The organism is Pseudomonas fluorescens group sp. PF-1 (assembly GCF_054481335.1).
Window position 1 is genome coordinate 254,726 of record NZ_JBTMNG010000002.1, and the last position, 23,743, is coordinate 278,468.

Genomic DNA, 23,743 nt, shown 5'->3' on the forward strand with positions numbered 1-23,743 from the left:
GGGGATTCCTTAAGTTGGCTGGGCAGCGGCGATGCGTGAGTTTTTGCGTTGACGACGAACCATTTCGCCCGCCAGAGCCAGGTAGGCAACGGCGCCACGCGATGATTTGTCATACGCCAGCGCCGGCATGCCGTAGCTTGGGGCTTCGGCCAGACGGATATTGCGTGGAATGACGGTCTCGTAAAGCTGATCACCGAAGTGTTCCTTGAGCTGTGCCGATACATCGTTCATCAGGCTCAGGCGCGGGTCGTACATCGTGCGCAGCAGTCCTTCGACCTTGAGATCGGGGTTCAGCAACTCGGCGATACGCTTGATGTTATCCACAAGGTCGCTCAACCCTTCCAGCGCGAAGTACTCGCACTGCATGGGGATAATGACCCCATCGGCCGCGACAAGTGCGTTCAGCGTCAGCATCGACAGCGACGGCGGGCAGTCGATCAAGATGTAATCGTAGTTTTCGCGGATCGGCGCCAACGCACTGCGCAGGCGGCTTTCCTTCATCTGCATTTCCAGCAGAACCACTTCGGCGGCGGTCAGGTCGCGGTTGGCCGGCAACAACTGGTAACCACCGTGTTCGGAGAAATGCATGGCCTGGGCCAGGTCGCATTCACCAATCAACAGGTCGTAGACCGAGTTTTCCAGACCGTGTTTATCCACACCGCTTCCCATGGTGGCGTTGCCCTGTGGATCGAGATCGATCAGCAATACCCGGCGCTTGGTCGCGACCAGGGATGCTGCGAGGTTGATGCAGGTGGTGGTCTTGCCCACACCACCCTTTTGGTTCGCTATCGCGAATACCTTAGCCATTCTTGCTTGTGTTCCCAATCATGCCGTGCGGCGCAGTATCAGCAGATGGCGTTGGCCTTGGCAACCGGGTACGGCCAGGGCGTGTTCGCTATCGAGGTGGAAGTCTGCCGGCAATGCTACCAGCTCATCAGCGGGATGAACGCCCTTCATTGCCAGCCAACGTGTTTCGGTGTCGCCGAGGTGGCGAGTCCAGTTTGTGAAGTTCTCCATGCTGCTGAATGCCCGGGAAATGATCCCATTGAATGGCTGTGCAGGCTGGAAGGCTTCGACACGACTGTGGATAACTTGCAGGTTATCCAGTTTGAGCTCGAGTTTGACCTGGGTCAGGAAGCGGGTTTTCTTGCCATTGCTGTCCAGGCAGGTCACTTGGGACTCTGGAAACAGGATCGCCAATGGAATGCCCGGCATACCGCCGCCACTGCCCACATCGAGCCAGCGACCGTTTTCGATGAACGACATTACGCTCAGACTATCGAGCAAGTGCCGGGACACCATTTCGTCCGGATCGCGCACGGCGGTCAGGTTGTAAGCCTTGTTCCATTTGATCAACAGGGCCAGATATCCCAGCAGCTGCGCGTGCTGGGTTTCAGTCAGAGCGACACCGAGCTGGCGAGCACCTGTGGATAACTCTTCTGCATGTTGCGAGGTGACCAACGAACTCAAGCGCTTTGCTCCAACTGACGGCCCGCGCCGCGTTTTTTCAAATGAATCATCAACAGCGAAATAGCTGCCGGCGTGACGCCCGGAATACGCGAGGCCTGACCCAAGGTTTCAGGGCGGGTCGCGCCGAGCTTGCTCTGGATCTCTTTGGAGAGACCGGAAATGTTCGTGTAATCGATATCCACAGGCAATTTGGTGTCTTCACTGGCGCGCAGACGAGCGATTTCATCCTGTTGGCGGTCAATGTAACCGGCGTACTTGGTCTTGATTTCGACCTGTTCGGCGACCTGTGGATCTTCTGCCCCCCCACCGGTCACGGCGATCAGACCAGCGTAGTCGATTTCCGGACGGCTCAAGAGGTTCAGCAAGTTGTATTCGTGGGTCAGCGGAGTGCCGAATTTTTCCGCAATCGCATCACCTTGCTCGGTGCCCGGACGTACCCAGGTGCTTTTCAGGCGCTGCTCTTCCAGTTCGATGCTTTCGCGTTTTTTACAGAAGGCCGCCCAGCGCTCGTCATCCACCAGGCCCAGTTCGCGACCTTTTTCGGTCAAGCGCAGGTCGGCGTTGTCTTCGCGCAGGATCAAACGGTATTCGGCACGAGAAGTGAACATCCGATACGGTTCTTGAGTACCGAGAGTAATCAGGTCATCGACCAGCACACCGATGTAGGCCTCATCGCGACGCGGGCACCAGGCATCTTTGCCTTGCGCACGCAGTGCTGCGTTGGTTCCGGCCAGCAAACCCTGGGCGCCGGCCTCTTCGTAACCGGTGGTGCCATTGATCTGTCCAGCAAAGAACAGACCGCCGATCACCTTGGTCTCCAGGCTGTATTTCAGGTCCCGCGGATCGAAGTAGTCGTACTCGATGGCGTAGCCCGGACGCACGATATGCGCGTTTTCCATCCCACGGATCGATTGCACGATCTGCAACTGCACATCGAACGGCAAGGATGTGGATATCCCGTTCGGGTACAGCTCGTTGGTGGTCAAGCCTTCCGGTTCGATGAAGACCTGATGGCTTTGCTTGTCGGCAAAACGATGGATCTTGTCTTCGATCGACGGGCAGTAACGCGGGCCGATGCCTTCGATTTCACCCGCAGCGGAATACATGGGCGAACGGTCGAGGTTCGCAGCGATGATTTCGTGGGTTCGCGCGTTGGTGTGGGTAATCCAGCAACTGACCTGTTGTGGGTGCTGCTCTTTGGAGCCCATGAACGACATCACTGGAATCGGCGTATCGCCGGCCTGCTCGGTCATCACCGAGAAATCCACAGACCTGGCGTCGATACGCGGCGGCGTTCCGGTTTTCAGGCGACCGACACGCAGCGGCAACTCACGCAGGCGTTGAGCCAGGGCGATCGACGGCGGATCACCGGCTCGACCGCCGGAAAAATTTTGCAAACCGATGTGGATAAGTCCACCGAGGAAGGTACCGGTGGTCAACACCACGGAATCGGCGAGGAAACGCAGACCCATTTGCGTGACAACACCGCGCACTTGCTCCTGCTCGACGATCAGATCGTCCGCAGCCTGTTGAAATATCCACAGGTTCGGCTGGTTTTCCAGGATTTCGCGCACTGCCGCCTTGTACAGAACCCGATCCGCCTGAGCGCGGGTTGCGCGCACCGCCGGGCCTTTGCGGCTGTTCAACACGCGAAACTGGATGCCGCCTTTATCGGTAGCCATGGCCATCGCGCCGCCGAGGGCGTCGATTTCCTTGACCAGGTGACTTTTGCCAATACCGCCAATAGCGGGGTTGCAGCTCATGGCACCGAGGGTTTCCACGTTATGCGTCAGCAACAGGGTTTTGACCCCCATGCGTGCTGAGGCCAGTGCTGCCTCGGTACCGGCATGACCGCCGCCGATGACGATCACTTCAAAACGGGAAGGGAAATCCACCACGCACCTCGTGCCTGCTTAAGTAGGTAATTCAGGAATAGTTTGAGCTCAGGTTTTCGGACCTGGTCGACAAGTATAGGGACTTCGTCCTTCCTAAAGAACCCTTTGCACAAAATTTAACCAGCTGTGGAGAAGTCGGAGTTATAGAAATTAAAAAGAGAGAAATTTATTAAATCTTTGTTTTTATGTTTATTTCTACTGACCGACCTTTCTGTGGATAGATTGATACAGGCCTTTATTTTCAATGTGTACAGAGATTCAAAACCCTGTGGTCATGTGCCAAGGAGGCCCTTGGATAACCGGTGTAAGCCTGTGGATTAAAGTGATGGTTATCCACAGAGGCGGTTATCTTCAGTTTTCAGGCCCTGTTATCAACTGCCCTTAGCGGCGGTTATTCACAGGGCTTAATCCACAGAAAACTGCGGATTGAAGGAATCCAGGGCGCAGAAAATCCGCCTGAGCAGAAAGAATTCCGCTCGGCATAGCAGGCTGGTGTGAAAAAGGGAGGGAACAGACAGGCACGAATGGCCTGTCTGTGGACAACGAGGTGACTATTTACCGATGCAGAAGCTGGAGAAGATCCGGCCCAACAAGTCATCGGAGCTGAAGGCGCCAGTGATTTCGCCCAAAAATTGCTGAGCCAGGCGCAAATCTTCGGCGAGCAATTCCCCAGCGCCCGCCAATGTCAGTTGAGCGCGACCGTGCTCGAGGGACGCACTGGCATGTCGCAATGCTTCGAGATGTCGCCGGCGTGCGCTGAAGCTGCTTTCCGAAGTCTGTTCGTAACCCATGCAGGCTTTGAGGTGATCACGCAGCAGCTCCAGTCCTGCGCCGGCGGACTTGGCGCTCAAACTGATGGTGACATGGCCATCGTCACTGATATCCAGGGCGATCGTTTCACCCGTGAGATCAGCCTTGTTGCGGATCAGCGTGACCTTGGCCGGATCGGGGCGGGTCTCGAGGAATTCCGGCCACAATGCAAAGGGATCAATAGCCTCCGGGGCCGTTGCATCGACGACCAGAAGCACGCGATCAGCCTCGCCAATGGCTTTCAATGCCCGCTCTACCCCAATCTTTTCCACATGATCGTCGGTGTCACGCAGTCCCGCGGTATCGACTACATGCAGGGGCATGCCATCGATGTGGATATGTTCGCGCAGGACATCACGAGTAGTGCCGGCAATTTCGGTGACGATTGCCGCTTCACGACCCGCCAGGGCATTGAGCAGGCTGGATTTGCCGGCATTCGGTCGACCGGCAATCACGACCGTCATGCCGTCACGCAACAATGCGCCCTGCCCGGCTTCGCGCATCACGGTGGATAACTCGTCACGAACTTTGTCGAGCATGCTTAGCACGTGGCCATCGGCTAGGAAGTCGATTTCCTCTTCCGGGAAGTCGATCGCGGCTTCGACATAAATCCGCAAGCCGATCAGTTGTTCGGTGAGGTTATGTACACGTGCCGAAAACGCACCCTGCAGGGAACGCAGAGCATTTCGCGCCGCCTGAGCCGAACTGGCTTCGATCAAGTCAGCAATGGCTTCGGCCTGGGCCAGGTCGAGTTTGTCGTTCAGGAAAGCGCGCTCACTGAATTCACCCGGCCGCGCGAGGCGACAGCCCATCTCCAGGCAGCGCTTGAGCAGCATATCCAGAACAATAGGACCGCCATGTCCCTGCAGTTCCAGGACATCTTCGCCAGTGAACGAGTTGGGTCCTGGGAAATACAGCGCGATGCCTTGATCCAGCACCTCGTCATTGGCGCCGAGGAACGGCCCGTAATGAGCAAATCTTGGCTTGAGCTCACGACCACTGAAGGCCTTGGCTGCAGCGTTGGCCAACGGCCCGGAAATGCGGACAATGCCAACGCCTCCGCGACCTTGGGCGGTGGCGACGGCGGCGATGGTTTCACGAGGAGCGCTCATAAACCGGTATCCAGACAAAAGTGACAGATAGCAAAACGCCCCACTAGGGGGCGTCTTGAGTGGTTATCCACAGTGTAAGTCAGGCAGCCGCTTTGGTAGCTGCTTCGATCTTACGAGTGATGTACCACTGTTGGGCGATGGACAGGCAGTTGTTCACTACCCAGTACAGCACCAGACCAGCCGGGAACCACAGGAAGAAGAAGGTGAAGATGATTGGCATCAGCTTCATCACTTTGGCCTGCATCGGATCCGGAGGAGTCGGGTTCAACTGCTGCTGGATGAACATGGTTGCACCCATGATGATCGGCAGAATGAAGAACGGGTCCTTGATCGACAGGTCAGTAATCCACAGCATGAACGGCGCTTGGCGCATTTCAACGCTTTCCAGCAGAACCCAGTACAGGGAAAGGAAAACCGGCATCTGCACGAGGATTGGCAAGCAACCACCCAGCGGATTGATCTTCTCTTTTTTGTACAGCTCCATCATGGCTTGCGACATTTTCTGCCGGTCGTCGCCATGTTGTTCCTTCAGCGCGGCCAGTTTCGGAGCCACTGCACGCATACGAGCCATGGATTTGTAGCTGGCGGCCGATAACGGGAAGAAAATCCCTTTGATCAGCATGGTCAGGAAGATGATCGACCAGCCCCAGTTACCCACAATGGCGTGGATATGTTGCAGCAGCCAGAAGATCGGTTGAGCGATGAACCACAGGATGCCGTAGTCAACGGTCAGTTCCAGACCTGGGGACAACTGCTTCAGCACCGCCTGGCTTTTCGGACCGGCGTACAGAACAGCGCTGGTTTCAGCCTTGGCACCTGGCGCAACGGTCAAGGACGGACCGGTGAAACCAATGATGTAGTTGCCTTTGCTGTCTTTACGGGTCTGGACGACGTTGTTTTCGCCCTTGGCCGGAATCCAGGCAGTCACAAAGTAGTGTTGCAGCCAGGCTACCCAACCGCCGGTCACGTTTTCTTTGAGTTGCCCTTTGTCCATGTCCTTCATGGACACTTTCTTGTACGGCTCGGAACTTGTCCACAGGGCGGCGCCCAGGTAAGTCGCAGTGCCGGTGGCGGTGCTGGACGACGGATCAGAGCTGGCATCACGCTTCAGTTGCGCGAACATTGCACCGGACCAAGGCTGAGTGCTCTCGTTGTCGATCAGGTAGGAAACGGTTACGTCATACAGGCCGCGTTTCAGGGTGAAACGCTTGATGTAGTTGACGCCATCCTTGCTGAACTTCAGGTCCACGACCAATTGGTCCTGACCGTCAGCCAGTTGATAGATCTTCTTCTCCGAGGAGTAAACCGGACGACCGGCAGGACTTGCGTCCGGGCCGTTGCTGCCGATCAAGCCACTCTGAGCCAGATAAGTCCGCTCGTTGCCGTTATCGAACAACTGGAATGGAATTTCCGGATGGTCCTGGCGACGTGGATACAGCGGCAACTTCAGTTGGGCGACATCACCACCTTGTGGATCGATGGCCAGATCGAGCACATCCGTTTTGATCTGGATGAGGTCGGTGCTCGCCGCTACCGGAGTTTCGGCAGGTGCGCTGGTATCGTTTGCGGCGTGCGGAATGTCGTCACTGACGGACGCTTTATTGCCAGTTGCCGTATCCGGGAGGCCCGGTGCGGAAGTACTGGAAGCAACATTCTGAGTCGGCAGGGCAGCCTGGCCATAGTCCTGGTTCCATTTAAGAACCATAACGTAGGACACGATTGCCAGGGCGACGATCAGGATCGTGCGTTTGATATCCATGATTACTCGGCCATCGAAGAAGAACGGGAGGTAGGGATAGGTGGAACCGGGTCATAACCACCGGGAGTCCACGGATGACAGCGACCTAAACGACGAAAGGTCAGCCAGCCACCGCGCAGAAGGCCATGATTTTCAATGGCTTCTAACGCGTAGCAGGAACAACTGGGGTAGAAACGACAGTGATTGGCCATCAGGGGACTAATGGCATAGCGATAAAACTGGATCGGAACGAGTGCCAGTTTACGCATCTGGACTGTCTACCCCTACAGTTTCGGTTTTGACTGCTGGTACCGGCGTGCTGCGTGCCAGTCGTTTCCAGAGCTTTCCGAAATGCTGAATCAATTCGGGGTTTTCTACGTCACCCAAACCTTTGCGCGCGACGATAACAATGTCCCAACCGACCAGTGAATCCTGGTGCAGGCGAAACGATTCGCGCATCAGACGTTTGAGGCGATTGCGCTCGACGGAGAGCTTTACGCTCTTTTTCCCGATAACCAGCCCGAGACGGGGGTGATCAAGATCGTTGTTGCGCGCAAGGAGCAGGAGATTTTTCCCCGGAACCTTGCCGGTAGGGGAGTCAAAGACTGCCTTGAAATGCCGGGGAGTAAGCAGACGCTTTTCCCGACTGAAGTCCTGACTCACCTCCAGTGCCGGATTATCAAACGGCCAGACGCGCACGACCTTTGGCGCGACGACGCGACAGGACGGCACGACCGTTCTTGGTAGCCATGCGAGCACGGAAACCGTGGGTACGAGCGCGTTTGATAGTGCTTGGTTGGAAAGTACGTTTCATTGTCGTGTTACCTGGTTCGTCCACAACGGGCCGGAATGGCCCCCGTTTTAAGAGACCGGGGATTCTAGAGAAAGCAAGCCTCTAGGTCAATTTCCAACCAACGTTTCCTTATAAATAGATCTCTGGACGTTTTGCGGTGCGACCGGCCTTAGCCAAACATAAGATTAAAGAAGGAAAGTATTTAAAGCTTTTCTGTAAAGCTTATAAAAGCTAGGGCCACGGCCATCTGTGGATAACTGGCTTCAGCCCTTTTAACACCTGATGTACAGAGAATGACAACTACAGTGGAAAACCGTGTTCAGCCTGTGCTGCACTGTCGGATAACCTGTGTGCGAAAGGGCGTCTTATCCACAGGCAGGTTATCCACCGAGTTTCCCCCCCAGTTGTGCAATGAGCTCAGACCCGGTTATCCACAGACCTTATGCACAGACCATTGGTCGTCTTTTTTGCGTATAAAGCGTTGATTCTTCTTGGCCGGTGATCAAGCTTCATGTGGATAAGTCAGCGTCTGGTCGCTACAATGGCCGCTTGTTTTTGCCTCACCGGCTTTCAACTTAGGGGATATCCGTGTCAGTGGAACTTTGGCAGCAGTGCGTGGAGCTATTGCGCGATGAGCTGCCTGCCCAACAATTCAACACTTGGATCCGTCCACTACAGGTCGAAGCCGAAGGCGACGAGTTGCGTGTCTATGCGCCCAATCGTTTCGTGCTGGACTGGGTCAACGAAAAATACCTGGGCCGCGTCCTGGAGTTGCTGGACGAGCATGGCAATGGCATGGCGCCAGCGCTTTCCTTATTAATAGGCAGCAAACGCAGCTCGGCACCGCGTGCCGCGCCGAATGCTCCGCTGGCGGCTGCAGCATCCCAGGCTCAGGCTGCGGCTGCACCGGTCAGCACACCACCGCCGGCATTGGCACCGACGAAGCGTGCGACGCAAAAAGTCGCCGAAGTTACTGAAGAAGAGCCTTCGCGCGACAGCTTCGATCCGATGGCGGGCGCCAGCTCCCAGCAGGCACCGGTTCGTTCCGAACAACGCACCGTGCAGGTCGAAGGCGCGCTCAAGCACACCAGCTACCTGAACCGTACCTTCACCTTCGAGAACTTCGTTGAGGGCAAGTCCAACCAACTGGCCCGGGCCGCGGCCTGGCAAGTGGCGGACAACCCCAAGCATGGTTACAACCCGCTCTTCCTTTATGGCGGTGTCGGTTTGGGTAAAACCCACTTGATGCACGCTGTGGGTAACCATCTATTAAAGAAGAACCCGAACGCCAAGGTTGTGTACCTGCATTCCGAGCGCTTCGTGGCTGACATGGTCAAGGCGCTGCAACTGAACGCGATCAACGAGTTCAAGCGCTTCTACCGGTCGGTGGATGCATTGCTGATTGACGATATTCAGTTCTTCGCCCGCAAGGAGCGTTCCCAGGAAGAGTTTTTCCACACCTTCAACGCTCTGCTTGAAGGTGGCCAGCAGGTCATTCTCACCAGTGACCGCTACCCTAAAGAAATTGAAGGCCTTGAAGAGCGCCTCAAATCCCGCTTCGGCTGGGGCCTGACGGTAGCCGTCGAGCCGCCGGAGCTGGAAACCCGTGTGGCGATCCTGATGAAGAAGGCCGACCAGGCCAAAGTCGAACTGCCCCACGATGCGGCGTTCTTCATTGCCCAGCGCATTCGCTCCAACGTCCGGGAACTGGAAGGCGCACTCAAACGCGTGATTGCCCACTCTCACTTCATGGGCCGCGACATCACCATCGAGTTGATTCGCGAATCCCTCAAGGACTTGTTGGCGCTGCAAGATAAACTGGTCTCTGTGGATAACATTCAGCGCACGGTCGCCGAGTACTACAAGATCAAGATCTCCGACTTGCTGTCCAAACGCCGTTCGCGTTCGGTCGCCCGTCCACGCCAGGTCGCCATGGCGTTGTCCAAGGAACTGACTAACCACAGCCTGCCGGAAATTGGCGATGTGTTTGGCGGTCGCGATCACACGACGGTTTTGCACGCCTGCCGCAAGATCAACGAACTTAAGGAATCCGACGCGGACATCCGCGAGGACTACAAGAACCTGCTGCGTACACTGACCACTTGATGAACACCAGCGCAGCTTATTAAGGCAAGGGACTAGACCATGCATTTCACCATTCAACGCGAAGCCCTGTTGAAACCCCTGCAACTGGTCGCAGGCGTCGTCGAGCGCCGCCAGACCTTGCCGGTGCTCTCCAACGTGCTGCTGGTTGTCGAAGGCCAGCAACTGTCGCTGACCGGTACCGACCTGGAAGTCGAGCTGGTCGGTCGTGTTCAACTCGAAGAGCCTGCCGAACCAGGTTCCATCACCGTGCCTGCGCGCAAACTGATGGATATCTGCAAAAGCCTGCCGAACGACGCGCTGATCGACATCAAGCTCGACGAGCAGAAGCTGGTGGTAAAGGCCGGTCGTAGCCGCTTCACCCTGTCGACCCTGCCGGCCAACGATTTCCCGACGGTCGAAGAAGGTCCGGGTTCGCTGACCTGCAGCCTGGAGCAAAGCAAACTGCGTCGCCTCATCGAGCGCACCAGTTTCGCCATGGCCCAGCAGGACGTTCGTTACTACCTCAACGGTATGCTGCTGGAAGTCTCTGCCGGTGTCATTCGCGCTGTCGCCACCGACGGTCACCGTCTGGCCATGTGCTCGATGCAGGCCGACATAGGTCAGCCGGATCGCCATCAGGTCATCGTGCCGCGTAAAGGTATCCTTGAACTTGCCCGACTGCTGACTGAACCGGACGGCATCGTCAGTATTGTCCTGGGTCAGCACCACATTCGAGCCACCACCGGCGAGTTCACCTTCACCTCGAAACTGGTCGACGGTAAATTCCCGGATTACGAACGCGTTCTACCCAAAGGCGGCGACAAGCTGGTACTCGGTGACCGCCAGGCGCTCCGCGAAGCGTTCAGCCGCACCGCGATTCTGTCCAACGAGAAGTACCGCGGTATCCGCCTGCAACTGGCGAATGGTCAGTTGAAGATCCAGGCTAACAACCCGGAACAGGAAGAGGCGGAAGAAGAAGTCGGCGTTGAATATAACGGTGGCTCCCTCGAGATCGGCTTTAACGTCAGCTACTTGCTCGATGTGCTGGGCGTAATGACTACCGAGCAGGTTCGTCTGATCCTGTCCGACTCTAACAGCAGTGCGCTGGTGCAAGAGTCCGACAACGACGATTCGGCCTACGTTGTCATGCCGATGCGTCTGTAATCATGCTCAGCAGAAGCTAGATGTCCTTAAGTCGCGTCTCGGTCACCGCGGTGCGCAATCTGCACCCGGTGACCTTCTCCCCCTCCCCCCGAATCAATATTCTTTACGGCGCCAACGGCAGCGGCAAAACCAGTGTTCTGGAAGCCATACACCTGCTGGGGCTTGCCCGTTCGTTTCGCAGCACCCGCCTCTTACCGGTCATTCAGTATGAGCAATTGGCGTGCACGGTGTTCGGGCAGGTTGAGCTGGCCGAGGGTGGGCATAGTGCGTTGGGCATTTCGCGCGACCGCCAAGGGGAGTTTCAGATCCGCATCGATGGGCAGAACGCTCGTAGCGCAGCTCAGCTCGCGGAAATCCTGCCATTGCAGTTGATCAACCCCGACAGTTTTCGCTTGCTGGAAGGCGCGCCGAAGATTCGTCGACAGTTTCTCGACTGGGGCGTGTTCCACGTGGAACCCCGTTTCATGTCCACCTGGCAGCGCTTGCAGAAGGCCCTGCGCCAGAGAAACTCTTGGCTGCGGCATGGTACACTTGACGCCGTTTCGCAAGCGGTTTGGGACAGGGAGCTGTGCCAGGCCAGCGCTGAAATTGATGAATACCGCCGCGCTTACATCAAAGCCTTGAAACCAGTCTTTGAACAGACCTTGAGCGAACTGGTTGAGCTCGAGGGCTTAACGCTCAGCTATTACCGGGGTTGGGACAAGGACCGTGAGTTGAGCGCTGTGCTCGCCGGGTCCCTTCAGAGGGATCAGCAAATAGGGCATACCCAGGCCGGACCACAACGCGCTGATTTGCGCCTCAGATTGGGCGCTCATAATGCCGCGGATATATTGTCCCGCGGCCAGCAGAAGTTGGTGGTCTGTGCATTGCGGATTGCCCAGGGGCACCTGGTCAGCCAGGCCCGTCGCGGTCAGTGTATTTATCTGGTGGATGACTTGCCGTCCGAGCTGGACGAGCAGCACCGCCGCGCGCTTTGCCGCTTGCTGGAAGACTTACGCTGCCAGGTGTTTATCACCTGTGTAGATCACGAATTATTGAGGGAAGGCTGGCAGACGGAAACGCCAGTCGCTCTGTTCCACGTGGAACAGGGCCGTATCACCCAGACCCACGACCATCGGGAGTGAAGGCATTGAGCGAAGAAAATACGTACGACTCAACGAGCATTAAAGTGCTGAAAGGCCTGGATGCCGTACGCAAACGTCCCGGTATGTACATTGGTGACACCGACGATGGCAGTGGTCTGCACCACATGGTGTTCGAGGTGGTCGATAACTCGATCGACGAAGCGCTGGCCGGCCACTGCGACGACATCAGCATCATCATCCACCCGGATGAATCCATCACCGTTCGCGACAACGGCCGTGGCATCCCGGTAGACGTGCACAAAGAAGAAGGCGTTTCGGCAGCCGAGGTCATCATGACCGTACTGCACGCCGGCGGTAAGTTCGACGACAACTCCTACAAAGTATCCGGCGGTCTGCACGGTGTAGGTGTGTCGGTTGTGAACGCGTTGTCCGAACAGTTGGTCCTGACCGTACGCCGCAGCGGCAAGATCTGGGAACAGACTTACGTTCATGGTGTTCCGCAGGAGCCGATGAAGATTGTCGGTGACAGTGAAACCACCGGTACCCAGATTCACTTCAAGGCTTCCAGCGAAACCTTCAAGAACATTCACTTCAGCTGGGACATCCTGGCCAAGCGGATTCGTGAACTGTCCTTCCTCAACTCCGGTGTCGGCATCGTCCTCAAGGATGAGCGCAGCGGCAAGGAAGAACTGTTCAAGTACGAAGGCGGTCTGCGTGCGTTCGTTGAATACCTGAACACCAACAAGACTCCGGTCAACCAGGTGTTCCACTTCAACATCCAGCGTGAAGACGGCATCGGCGTGGAAATCGCCCTGCAGTGGAACGACAGCTTCAACGAGAACCTGTTGTGCTTCACCAATAACATTCCACAGCGCGATGGCGGTACTCACTTAGTGGGTTTCCGTTCCGCACTGACGCGTAACCTGAACACCTACATTGAAGCCGAAGGCCTCGCGAAGAAGCATAAAGTTGCCACCACTGGCGACGATGCCCGTGAAGGCCTGACGGCGATCATTTCGGTGAAGGTGCCGGATCCGAAGTTCAGCTCCCAGACCAAAGACAAGCTGGTGTCTTCCGAAGTGAAGACCGCGGTTGAACAGGAAATGGGCAAGTACTTCTCCGACTTCCTGCTGGAAAACCCGAACGAAGCCAAGCTCGTGGTCGGCAAGATGATCGACGCCGCCCGTGCCCGTGAAGCGGCGCGCAAGGCTCGTGAGATGACCCGTCGTAAAGGTGCGCTGGATATCGCCGGCCTGCCGGGCAAACTGGCTGACTGCCAGGAAAAAGACCCTGCCCTGTCTGAGCTGTACCTCGTGGAAGGTGACTCTGCTGGCGGCTCCGCCAAGCAGGGTCGTAACCGCAAGACTCAGGCCATTCTGCCCCTCAAGGGCAAGATCCTGAACGTCGAGAAGGCGCGTTTCGACAAGATGATCTCTTCCCAGGAAGTGGGCACCTTGATCACTGCGCTGGGTTGCGGCATCGGTCGCGACGAGTACAACATCGAAAAGCTGCGTTATCACAACATCATCATCATGACCGATGCTGACGTCGACGGTTCGCACATCCGTACCTTGCTGCTGACCTTCTTCTTCCGTCAGTTGCCGGAGCTGATTGAGCGTGGCTACATCTATATCGCTCAGCCGCCGCTGTACAAGGTCAAGAAAGGCAAGCAGGAGCAATACATCAAAGACGACGACGCCATGGAAGAGTACATGACGCAGTCGGCCCTGGAGGATGCGAGCCTGCACTTGAACGAGGAAGCACCGGGTATCTCCGGCGAAGCCCTTGAGCGTCTGGTGAATGACTTCCGCCTGGTGATGAAGACCCTCAAGCGTCTTTCGCGTCTGTACCCACAGGAACTGACCGAGCACTTCATCTACCTGCCGGCCGTCAGCCTGGAGCAGCTGTCCGATCACGCAGCGATGCAGGATTGGCTGGCTCAGTACGAGGTGCGTTTGCGCACCGTCGAGAAGTCCGGCCTGGTCTACAAGGCCAGCCTGCGTGAAGACCGTGAGCGTAACGTCTGGCTGCCAGAGGTCGAGTTGATCTCCCACGGCCTGTCGAACTACGTCACCTTCAACCGCGACTTCTTCGGCAGCAATGACTACAAAACCGTCGTTTCCCTGGGGGCCCAACTGAGCACCTTGCTGGACGATGGCGCGTACATCCAGCGTGGCGAGCGCAAGAAGCAGGTCACCGAGTTCAAGGAAGCCCTTGAGTGGCTGATGGCCGAAAGTACCAAGCGCCACACCATCCAGCGATACAAAGGGTTGGGCGAGATGAACCCGGATCAGCTGTGGGAAACCACTATGGACCCAAGTTCGCGCCGCATGCTCAAAGTCACCATCGAAGACGCCATTGGTGCAGATCAGATCTTCAACACCCTGATGGGTGATGCGGTCGAACCTCGCCGTGACTTCATCGAAAGCAACGCCTTGGCGGTTTCCAACCTGGACTTCTGATTCAGTGTAGGATCACAAATTTGTTGATCGTTTTAACAAATAGTTGATCAGACGCTCCTCTGACAGGGAAGCGACAAAAAAGGCCAATTCATTGTATTGGCCTTTTTTATGCGCTCGAAATTCGGTATTTGCCTTCTGCAAGGCAAGGTGCTGGGACCAACACGCTTAGGGAGTGTCCGAGGAAGGCGCCTATATCAGGGCCGTTGTGCCGGGATTTTGTTTGGCGGGAACCTGATGGGTGAACTTCTTCCACAAATGGATTCGGGTAGCTGCAATGTCGATATCGAGCAAGTCACGTCCGCTTAAAAACAAGCGGACACCATTGTTACGCTGGACTTCGGAAGGTGTGTTCCCGGAACGCTTACCGAGCAAGGCCATCGTTTGCTGAGTATTCGGGTGGGGCAATGAATTCCAGCAGCCTGGGTCAAAATCTCATCAGCGCCAACACCAAGGTGTTTATTGCGCTGAACAGGTAGTGTCAGGGTGAAGCCAGACATTCACTGGTGTTCACATCTACGACCCCATCGATTCAACGGCGATCTGGCGCCAGTTCAGGCAGAGAAAGGCGCTCAGGGTGACAATGAGGATTGGAAGTGGGATGGCTTTAATCTTGAAGATGGGCGGTCGTACCACATCAACTTCGTCGCATGTATCGCGTGTCAGAGGCCACGATGGCGTACCAGCAAGAGACGTCCTGGCCTTGAACCAACGGCAAGCGCAAAAAGAATCAATGCGATGGAGGCCCAGCCTGAGACGCTGGGGCGTTGGTCGAGTATGAGAATGGAGCTGATGATGCCAAACACGGGAATCAGCAGCGACAGCGGCGCCACCCGCGATGCAGGGTACTCACGCAATAGCAGGTTCCATCCCCAGTAGCAGAAGAGCGTCGCGCCGTAGGCCTGGAAAGCTAGTGAAAATGTCGTAACCGCATTCAAATGCGAAGGCAAGGCTATAAATGGAGCCGAGCCATGCAACAACCAAGTCATTAGAAATAGCGGAATTGGTGGAAACAAGCTGGCCCACACCACGAAGGCGAAAATCTGATGCACCTTTGATATTTTGATCACGACATTGCCAACGCTCCATGCCACAGCGCTAACGATCACTAATGCAAAACCGATCATGGTGGCCTCACCGGGACTGCCCTGAAGGATTCCAACCAGCCCTATCGCAGCCAGCACGATGCCGAACAATTGAGGCATTGATAAGCTCTCACGGAACAACAGCACACCCCAACCGAGCGTGAAGAATGCACTGAACTGGATCAGCAGCGAGGCACTACCGGGCGGCACACCCAATGCGATACCCAGGTTAATCAAGGCCCACATCGCTACGCCGAAGATCAATCCATAGGCCGCAAGCCAGCGGAAGGCAACTTGCGGACGCTTCACGAAAAACACACAGGGTAAGGCGGCCAGCGTGAAGCGAATCGCAGTCAACAGCAGGGGGTCAATATCGGTAAGACCGAGTTTTGTAATGGGGAAGTTCAATCCCCAAACGGCCGTCACCAAGACGGCAAGCAACAAGTGTTTTTTCTGCATGGTTCGCGTGTCTTTCCCTAAATAGTGAGTTTTAAATGCTCTGCACCTCTGGGAATATGCAAGAAATCGGATTGGCCCGCTTTCTGGCGAGGGCCAAATATCATTAAAATTAGGCCATGCAAACAACAGCGCTAGATCCCTACCAAAACATACCGCGCGATGCTGTCGTGACCGCAAACGACTATGCAGACGGTGAGCTGTTCCCGTCGCACATCCATCAGCGTGGACAATTCGCTTATGCCGCACGCGGCGTCATCACTATATTCACCGACGAAGGCAGCTGGGTCGTTCCGCCCCTGCGCGGCATATGGGTACCGTCCCAGCGACCTCACGCTATGCAAATGCGTGGCCCTGTCACGATGCTCAACACCTATATCCGCAAACAGGCTGCGCAGCGCCTGGGACTACCGGCTCATTGCCAGGTTTTCGATGTATCGCCGCTACTGCGGCAATTATTGGAGAAGGCCATCGATATACCCGTGCGCTATGACAAAAATGGACGCGATGGCTATCTGATGGGTTTGTTGCTGCACGAGATTGCCGGGATGCCTGCGCTATCGCTCAGTGCGCCCTTACCGACTGAACCTCGTCTTGCTCGAGTGTGCCGCGATTTCTTGGCCCACCCTTCACTGGAGATCGGCATCGACGACATGGCGCAGCGCACCGGAATGAGCCGCCGCACCTTTACCCGCCACTTTCGACTACAAGCCGGCATCAGCTATATCGAATGGAGACAACAAGCCTGCTTGCTCGCGGCTGTTGTTAGACTTGGAAACGGCCAGTCAGTTACGCAGGTCGCAATAGAGTTGGGGTATAGCAGTTCAAGTGCATTCGCAACGGTATTCAAGCGTGTACTGGGTGAAGTGCCCAGTCGATATGCCTTAGAACAAAAGGTGTTGGAGTCCAAATTCGACCAGAAATGCAGCGCACCACCATTACCTTAGTGCTGGAATCTGGAAGGTGTGGCCCTCGCCAATCTGCACTTCCCTTCCCGTGCATCCCCTTATCAAGAGAATGACGCTGATCTTCGCGGCGTCGAACCAGGCCTGATCGTACTGGAAAGCGTATGGTTTCGAGTAGTCAGCAACTGCGACCTCTCTCAACTCTTGTATCGGGCTCGCAGTATTCGGACGTACCTTTTTTCTTGTAGGCAGAATGGCATGGACGGTTGGACAGTTGAGGCTGAAGGTGAGAACGTTTCTACTCGGACGCATCTATTCTGTGAGGCGAGTAGGCTTTTCTCATTTATTTTGTGAATCTCAACCGACGGTTTCACAAAAAAGATGATTTTCTGCCAGCGTTTGCTGGGGCTCCCAAATCGTCTATTTTGTGACCCTACATTGTAGGTGGTCAAAGTTAATTGCTTCGGTCGAAGTTAAGCGACTTGGCCAAAGTCCCCGACGTCAAGTTAGGACAGAAAACCCACCTCTATTTGAGTCGGTAAACTGCTGCGATTTGGCGCTCGTGGTGCGCCTACCTTATTCAAATGGAATTCTTTGCCCGCCCTTACAGCCCTGCTCAACACCTACCTGTGCAACGAGCGATCGGATCTCCTGCTATCGCTAGACGGGATTAGAGGTTGCTTCCATATGGTTGCGACATAAGATGACGCGCTCCTGCGCCAGAATGACGCTACATTCGGTACAGGAAATGCCTCCTGTCCATACGTCGTCGTTCGGCCAGTTCTACCACCCTCCGCGCATCAGGGCCACACTCCTCCGATACGTGTGCGCTGTCACTGAAATGGGTGTTCATGCTGATGCTCGATCTCGGCGGACACCGAAACTTCATTCAGCGACATCATTTCAACGACGATGAAATCGCTGCAGAGCTTGGCCTGCAAGAGTTGGTCGATGCAGACGATTTCAGCCCGGCGCTGGCCTTCGACCTGACGTTCCTCTTAGTAGGTTACCCGGATAGGCTGCAGGCGAATGTACAGGCGCTCGGCCAGTTGATCGGGTTGGATGCCGTCGAGCAGCGCATACTGGCTTTCTGCGTACTGTTGCAAACCGATCCCTGCCTCAACGATGCCTCAGACCAACTCGGCGCGCTCGGTTTCAACCGAACATTGAGGGTACTGTCCACACTTATCGACATCCCTCAAGAGGATCTTCTTCCCTACCTGGCCAATGAGGCGCGGTTAGCTCGTGCCGGACTGCTCTGGGCTTCGCTCTTTGAAATTGCCTGTACTGACAGCGTCGGCGATCCAGTCAGCGCCCATCAGTGTCTGTGTGCCCTGCGTTCGGCAATGAGTGCATTGCAGTCGCAGAAGACAGGTAAGACGAAACCGGCCTGCACAACATCGCCTCAGCATCGTCGGCGATTACCACGGCCATCGGGTATTCGCCAAATCCGTTAGCCCACATCTGGTGCCAGTGTGCACGGCCAGCTCGCTGGGAAAATTATAGGTGGGGGGGGTTGACAGCACATTTTAATACTGTACTATTTGCCTCCCGCTAACGAGCAACCTGAAGTTGTTTGAAGCTTAAGTAATTGATTTTATTAATAAAATCAGTGGCTTTTAAGGGTGTTGTCTGAGGGGCGCTATTAAATGCGCGCCTCGGTTGAGACGAAAGATCTTAACCAACCGCTCTTTAACAACTGAATCAAGCAATTCGTGTGGGTGCTTGTGGAGTCAGACTGCTAGTCAACAGATTATCAGCATCACAAGTTACTCCGCGAGAAATCAAAGATGTAACCAACGATTGCTGAGCCAAGTTTAGGGTTTTCTCAAAACCCAAAGATGTTTGAACTGAAGAGTTTGATCATGGCTCAGATTGAACGCTGGCGGCAGGCCTAACACATGCAAGTCGAGCGGATGAAGAGAGCTTGCTCTCTGATTCAGCGGCGGACGGGTGAGTAATGCCTAGGAATCTGCCTGGTAGTGGGGGACAACGTCTCGAAAGGGACGCTAATACCGCATACGTCCTACGGGAGAAAGCAGGGGACCTTCGGGCCTTGCGCTATCAGATGAGCCTAGGTCGGATTAGCTAGTTGGTGAGGTAATGGCTCACCAAGGCGACGATCCGTAACTGGTCTGAGAGGATGATCAGTCACACTGGAACTGAGACACGGTCCAGACTCCTACGGGAGGCAGCAGTGGGGAATATTGGACAATGGGCGAAAGCCTGATCCAGCCATGCCGCGTGTGTGAAGAAGGTCTTCGGATTGTAAAGCACTTTAAGTTGGGAGGAAGGGCAGTAAATTAATACTTTGCTGTTTTGACGTTACCGACAGAATAAGCACCGGCTAACTCTGTGCCAGCAGCCGCGGTAATACAGAGGGTGCAAGCGTTAATCGGAATTACTGGGCGTAAAGCGCGCGTAGGTGGTTTGTTAAGTTGGATGTGAAAGCCCCGGGCTCAACCTGGGAACTGCATTCAAAACTGACAAGCTAGAGTATGGTAGAGGGTGGTGGAATTTCCTGTGTAGCGGTGAAATGCGTAGATATAGGAAGGAACACCAGTGGCGAAGGCGACCACCTGGACTGATACTGACACTGAGGTGCGAAAGCGTGGGGAGCAAACAGGATTAGATACCCTGGTAGTCCACGCCGTAAACGATGTCAACTAGCCGTTGGGAGCCTTGAGCTCTTAGTGGCGCAGCTAACGCATTAAGTTGACCGCCTGGGGAGTACGGCCGCAAGGTTAAAACTCAAATGAATTGACGGGGGCCCGCACAAGCGGTGGAGCATGTGGTTTAATTCGAAGCAACGCGAAGAACCTTACCAGGCCTTGACATCCAATGAACTTTCCAGAGATGGATTGGTGCCTTCGGGAACATTGAGACAGGTGCTGCATGGCTGTCGTCAGCTCGTGTCGTGAGATGTTGGGTTAAGTCCCGTAACGAGCGCAACCCTTGTCCTTAGTTACCAGCACGTTATGGTGGGCACTCTAAGGAGACTGCCGGTGACAAACCGGAGGAAGGTGGGGATGACGTCAAGTCATCATGGCCCTTACGGCCTGGGCTACACACGTGCTACAATGGTCGGTACAGAGGGTTGCCAAGCCGCGAGGTGGAGCTAATCCCATAAAACCGATCGTAGTCCGGATCGCAGTCTGCAACTCGACTGCGTGAAGTCGGAATCGCTAGTAATCGCGAATCAGAATGTCGCGGTGAATACGTTCCCGGGCCTTGTACACACCGCCCGTCACACCATGGGAGTGGGTTGCACCAGAAGTAGCTAGTCTAACCTTCGGGAGGACGGTTACCACGGTGTGATTCATGACTGGGGTGAAGTCGTAACAAGGTAGCCGTAGGGGAACCTGCGGCTGGATCACCTCCTTAATCGACGACTCAGCTGCTCCATAAGTTCCCACACGAATTGCTTGATTCATTGAAGAAGACGAGAGGCCAGCTTTTAAGGTGGTCTGCTTCGTTAGAGTTTAGAAATGAATATTCCAGTGTGAATATTGATTTCTAGTCTTTGGCTAGATCGTTCTTTAAAAATTTGGGTATGTGATAGAAAGATAGGCTGAACGTTACTTTCACTGGTAACGGATCAGGCTAAGGTAAAATTTGTGAGTTGCTCTTTGAGCAATGCGAATTTTCGGCGAATGTCGTCTTCACAGTATAACCAGATTGCTTGGGGTTATATGGTCAAGTGAAGAAGCGCATACGGTGGATGCCTTGGCAGTCAGAGGCGATGAAAGACGTGGTAGCCTGCGAAAAGCTTCGGGGAGTCGGCAAACAGACTTTGATCCGGAGATGTCTGAATGGGGGAACCCAGCCATCATAAGATGGTTATCTTAAGCTGAATACATAGGCTTAAGAGGCGAACCAGGGGAACTGAAACATCTAAGTACCCTGAGGAAAAGAAATCAACCGAGATTCCCTTAGTAGTGGCGAGCGAACGGGGACTAGCCCTTAAGTGGCTTTGAGATTAGCGGAACGCTCTGGAAAGTGCGGCCATAGTGGGTGATAGCCCTGTACGCGAAAATCTCTTGGTCATGAAATCGAGTAGGACGGAGCACGAGAAACTTTGTCTGAATATGGGGGGACCATCCTCCAAGGCTAAATACTACTGACTGACCGATAGTGAACTAGTACCGTGAGGGAAAGGCGAAAAGAACCCCGGAGAGGGGAGTGAAATAGATCCTGAAACCGTATGCGTACAAGCAGTGGGAGCAGACTTTGTTCTGTGACTGCGTACCTTTTGTATAATGGGTCAGCGACTTATTTTCAGTGGCGAGCTTAACCGAATAGGGGAGGCGTAGCGAAAGCGAGTCTTAATAGGGCGTCTAGTCGCTGGGAATAGACCCGAAACCGGGCGATCTATCCATGGGCAGGTTGAAGGTTAGGTAACACTGACTGGAGGACCGAACCGACTACCGTTGAAAAGTTAGCGGATGACCTGTGGATCGGAGTGAAAGGCTAATCAAGCTCGGAGATAGCTGGTTCTCCTCGAAAGCTATTTAGGTAGCGCCTCATGTATCACTGTAGGGGGTAGAGCACTGTTTCGGCTAGGGGGTCATCCCGACTTACCAAACCGATGCAAACTCCGAATACCTACAAGTGCCGAGCATGGGAGACACACGGCGGGTGCTAACGTCCGTCGTGAAAAGGGAAACAACCCAGACCGTCAGCTAAGGTCCCAAAGTTATGGTTAAGTGGGAAACGATGTGGGAAGGCTTAGACAGCTAGGAGGTTGGCTTAGAAGCAGCCACCCTTTAAAGAAAGCGTAATAGCTCACTAGTCGAGTCGGCCTGCGCGGAAGATGTAACGGGGCTCAAACCATACACCGAAGCTACGGGTATCACTTAGGTGATGCGGTAGAGGAGCGTTCTGTAAGCCTGTGAAGGTGAGTTGAGAAGCTTGCTGGAGGTATCAGAAGTGCGAATGCTGACATGAGTAACGACAATGGGTGTGAAAAACACCCACGCCGAAAGACCAAGGTTTCCTGCGCAACGTTAATCGACGCAGGGTTAGTCGGTCCCTAAGGCGAGGCTGAAAAGCGTAGTCGATGGAAAACAGGTTAATATTCCTGTACTTCTGGTTATTGCGATGGAGGGACGGAGAAGGCTAGGCCAGCTTGGCGTTGGTTGTCCAAGTTTAAGGTGGTAGGCTGGAATCTTAGGTAAATCCGGGATTCTAAGGCCGAGAGCTGATGACGAGTGTTCTTTTAGAACACGAAGTGGTTGATGCCATGCTTCCAAGAAAAGCTTCTAAGCTTCAGGTAACCAGGAACCGTACCCCAAACCGACACAGGTGGTTGGGTAGAGAATACCAAGGCGCTTGAGAGAACTCGGGTGAAGGAACTAGGCAAAATGGCACCGTAACTTCGGGAGAAGGTGCGCCGGTGAGGGTGAAGTACTTGCTACGTAAGCCCACGCCGGTCGAAGATACCAGGCCGCTGCGACTGTTTATTAAAAACACAGCACTCTGCAAACACGAAAGTGGACGTATAGGGTGTGACGCCTGCCCGGTGCCGGAAGGTTAATTGATGGGGTTAGCTAACGCGAAGCTCTTGATCGAAGCCCCGGTAAACGGCGGCCGTAACTATAACGGTCCTAAGGTAGCGAAATTCCTTGTCGGGTAAGTTCCGACCTGCACGAATGGCGTAACGATGGCGGCGCTGTCTCCACCCGAGACTCAGTGAAATTGAAATCGCTGTGAAGATGCAGTGTATCCGCGGCTAGACGGAAAGACCCCGTGAACCTTTACTATAGCTTTGCACTGGACTTTGAATTTGCTTGTGTAGGATAGGTGGGAGGCTTTGAAGCGTGGACGCCAGTTCGCGTGGAGCCATCCTTGAAATACCACCCTGGCAACTTTGAGGTTCTAACTCAGGTCCGTTATCCGGATCGAGGACAGTGTATGGTGGGTAGTTTGACTGGGGCGGTCTCCTCCTAAAGAGTAACGGAGGAGTACGAAGGTGCGCTCAGACCGGTCGGAAATCGGTCGTAGAGTATAAAGGCAAAAGCGCGCTTGACTGCGAGACAGACACGTCGAGCAGGTACGAAAGTAGGTCTTAGTGATCCGGTGGTTCTGTATGGAAGGGCCATCGCTCAACGGATAAAAGGTACTCCGGGGATAACAGGCTGATACCGCCCAAGAGTTCATATCGACGGCGGTGTTTGGCACCTCGATGTCGGCTCATCACATCCTGGGGCTGAAGCCGGTCCCAAGGGTATGGCTGTTCGCCATTTAAAGTGGTACGCGAGCTGGGTTTAGAACGTCGTGAGACAGTTCGGTCCCTATCTGCCGTGGACGTTTGAGATTTGAGAGGGGCTGCTCCTAGTACGAGAGGACCGGAGTGGACGAACCTCTGGTGTTCCGGTTGTCACGCCAGTGGCATTGCCGGGTAGCTATGTTCGGAATAGATAACCGCTGAAAGCATCTAAGCGGGAAACTAGCCTCAAGATGAGATCTCACTGGGACCTTGAGTCCCCTGAAGGGCCGTCGAAGACTACGACGTTGATAGGTTGGGTGTGTAAGCGCTGTGAGGCGTTGAGCTAACCAATACTAATTGCCCGTGAGGCTTGACCATATAACACCCAAGCAATTTGCGCTTAAGAGCCAGATTGCGGTGTGTGAAGACGCAATGAACCGAAAGTTCGCAACCACTCACAAAAGCCGCACAAACTATC

15 protein-coding genes and 2 rRNA genes are annotated in these 23,743 nt (G+C 54.9%); 8 read left to right on the top strand and 9 right to left on the bottom strand.

All coding sequences use genetic code 11. The features are described from left to right. Nucleotides 1-9 precede the first annotated feature (9 nt). The 8 genes from ACX3YD_RS15840 to rpmH all read right to left on the bottom strand — a co-directional run bounded on the left by ACX3YD_RS15840 (nt 10) and on the right by rpmH (nt 7,839). On the bottom strand, nt 10-807 hold the full coding sequence (locus ACX3YD_RS15840; protein ID WP_047535615.1) for a ParA family protein: 798 nt from the start codon (nt 805-807) through the stop codon (nt 10-12). 18 nt (nt 808-825) lie between these two features. After that, complete coding sequence (rsmG, locus tag ACX3YD_RS15845) at nt 826-1,470, bottom strand: 16S rRNA (guanine(527)-N(7))-methyltransferase RsmG (protein ID WP_090466262.1); 645 nt, start codon at nt 1,468-1,470, stop codon at nt 826-828. Next, complete coding sequence (mnmG, locus tag ACX3YD_RS15850; RefSeq protein ID WP_103405968.1) at nt 1,467-3,365, bottom strand: tRNA uridine-5-carboxymethylaminomethyl(34) synthesis enzyme MnmG; 1,899 nt, start codon at nt 3,363-3,365, stop codon at nt 1,467-1,469. Before mnmG ends, rsmG begins: the two co-directional genes overlap by 4 nt. Before the next feature lie 551 nt (nt 3,366-3,916). After that, entirely contained in the window at nt 3,917-5,287 is a 1,371-nt protein-coding gene (mnmE, locus tag ACX3YD_RS15855) for a tRNA uridine-5-carboxymethylaminomethyl(34) synthesis GTPase MnmE (protein WP_103405969.1), read from the bottom strand. A gap of 79 nt (nt 5,288-5,366) precedes the next feature. Next, complete coding sequence (gene yidC / locus ACX3YD_RS15860) at nt 5,367-7,046, bottom strand: membrane protein insertase YidC (protein WP_090466256.1); 1,680 nt, start codon at nt 7,044-7,046, stop codon at nt 5,367-5,369. A gap of 2 nt (nt 7,047-7,048) precedes the next feature. Further along, entirely contained in the window at nt 7,049-7,294 is a 246-nt protein-coding gene (gene yidD / locus ACX3YD_RS15865) for a membrane protein insertion efficiency factor YidD (RefSeq protein ID WP_081997972.1), read from the bottom strand. Next, the gene (gene rnpA, locus ACX3YD_RS15870) at nt 7,287-7,688 is read right to left on the bottom strand and encodes a ribonuclease P protein component (protein WP_027926203.1); all 402 of its coding nucleotides are present in this window, start codon (nt 7,686-7,688) and stop codon (nt 7,287-7,289) included. The genes yidD and rnpA overlap by 8 nt, the downstream gene beginning before the upstream one ends. 16 nt (nt 7,689-7,704) lie before the next feature. Further along, nucleotides 7,705-7,839, bottom strand: a complete 135-nt coding sequence (gene rpmH, locus ACX3YD_RS15875; RefSeq protein WP_003213577.1) for a 50S ribosomal protein L34 — start codon at nt 7,837-7,839, stop codon at nt 7,705-7,707. Nucleotides 7,840-8,406: 567 nt separating this feature from the next. On the opposite strand from rpmH, the gene dnaA reads away from it, so the two are divergent. From dnaA to gyrB, 4 genes are read left to right on the top strand one after another with little or no spacing between them, the layout of a single operon-like run. Next, on the top strand, nt 8,407-9,924 hold the full coding sequence (gene dnaA, locus ACX3YD_RS15880; protein WP_047535625.1) for a chromosomal replication initiator protein DnaA: 1,518 nt from the start codon (nt 8,407-8,409) through the stop codon (nt 9,922-9,924). A 39-nt stretch (nt 9,925-9,963) separates the two neighbouring features. Next, nucleotides 9,964-11,067, top strand: coding sequence for a DNA polymerase III subunit beta (dnaN, locus tag ACX3YD_RS15885; protein WP_047535626.1), 1,104 nt, complete (start codon nt 9,964-9,966; stop codon nt 11,065-11,067). A 20-nt stretch (nt 11,068-11,087) separates the two neighbouring features. Beyond that, nucleotides 11,088-12,191: a DNA replication/repair protein RecF gene (gene recF / locus ACX3YD_RS15890; RefSeq protein WP_047535636.1), complete on the top strand. Its 1,104-nt coding sequence runs from the start codon at nt 11,088-11,090 to the stop codon at nt 12,189-12,191. Nucleotides 12,192-12,196: 5 nt separating this feature from the next. Beyond that, complete coding sequence (gene gyrB / locus ACX3YD_RS15895) at nt 12,197-14,614, top strand: DNA topoisomerase (ATP-hydrolyzing) subunit B (protein WP_103405971.1); 2,418 nt, start codon at nt 12,197-12,199, stop codon at nt 14,612-14,614. 659 nt (nt 14,615-15,273) lie between these two features. Here the strand turns inward: gyrB and ACX3YD_RS15900 are convergent. After that, entirely contained in the window at nt 15,274-16,155 is an 882-nt protein-coding gene (locus ACX3YD_RS15900) for an EamA family transporter (RefSeq protein WP_103405973.1), read from the bottom strand. Between the two features lie 116 nt (nt 16,156-16,271). Here ACX3YD_RS15900 and ACX3YD_RS15905 point away from each other — a divergent pair, with 116 nt between their 5' ends. The 4 genes from ACX3YD_RS15905 (at nt 16,272) to ACX3YD_RS15920 (ending at nt 23,643) form a co-directional block, all read left to right on the top strand. After that, complete coding sequence (locus ACX3YD_RS15905; RefSeq protein WP_103405974.1) at nt 16,272-17,099, top strand: AraC family transcriptional regulator; 828 nt, start codon at nt 16,272-16,274, stop codon at nt 17,097-17,099. Nucleotides 17,100-17,908: 809 nt separating this feature from the next. Continuing rightward, the gene (locus ACX3YD_RS15910) at nt 17,909-18,514 is read left to right on the top strand and encodes a hypothetical protein (protein WP_458960483.1); all 606 of its coding nucleotides are present in this window, start codon (nt 17,909-17,911) and stop codon (nt 18,512-18,514) included. A gap of 390 nt (nt 18,515-18,904) precedes the next feature. Then, a 16S ribosomal RNA gene (locus tag ACX3YD_RS15915) occupies nt 18,905-20,441 on the top strand. Between the two features lie 310 nt (nt 20,442-20,751). Further along, a 23S ribosomal RNA gene (locus ACX3YD_RS15920) occupies nt 20,752-23,643 on the top strand. Together the 16S and 23S rRNA genes form the textbook arrangement of a ribosomal RNA operon. Nucleotides 23,644-23,743: the final 100 nt, after the last annotated feature.

Bases quoted from the DNA above. Each gene is read 5' to 3' on its own strand.
- ACX3YD_RS15840 (WP_047535615.1), bottom strand. From the start codon at position 807: ATGGCTAAGGTATTCGCGATAGCGAACCAAAAGGGTGGTGTGGGCAAG.
- rpmH (WP_003213577.1), bottom strand. From the start codon at position 7,839: ATGAAACGTACTTTCCAACCAAGCACTATCAAACGCGCTCGTACCCAC.
- mnmE (WP_103405969.1), bottom strand. From the start codon at position 5,287: ATGAGCGCTCCTCGTGAAACCATCGCCGCCGTCGCCACCGCCCAAGGT.
- recF (WP_047535636.1), top strand. From the start codon at position 11,088: ATGTCCTTAAGTCGCGTCTCGGTCACCGCGGTGCGCAATCTGCACCCG.
- yidD (WP_081997972.1), bottom strand. From the start codon at position 7,294: ATGCGTAAACTGGCACTCGTTCCGATCCAGTTTTATCGCTATGCCATT.
- ACX3YD_RS15900 (WP_103405973.1), bottom strand. From the start codon at position 16,155: ATGCAGAAAAAACACTTGTTGCTTGCCGTCTTGGTGACGGCCGTTTGG.
- yidC (WP_090466256.1), bottom strand. From the start codon at position 7,046: ATGGATATCAAACGCACGATCCTGATCGTCGCCCTGGCAATCGTGTCC.
- ACX3YD_RS15910 (WP_458960483.1), top strand. From the start codon at position 17,909: ATGCTGATGCTCGATCTCGGCGGACACCGAAACTTCATTCAGCGACAT.
- ACX3YD_RS15905 (WP_103405974.1), top strand. From the start codon at position 16,272: ATGCAAACAACAGCGCTAGATCCCTACCAAAACATACCGCGCGATGCT.
- dnaN (WP_047535626.1), top strand. From the start codon at position 9,964: ATGCATTTCACCATTCAACGCGAAGCCCTGTTGAAACCCCTGCAACTG.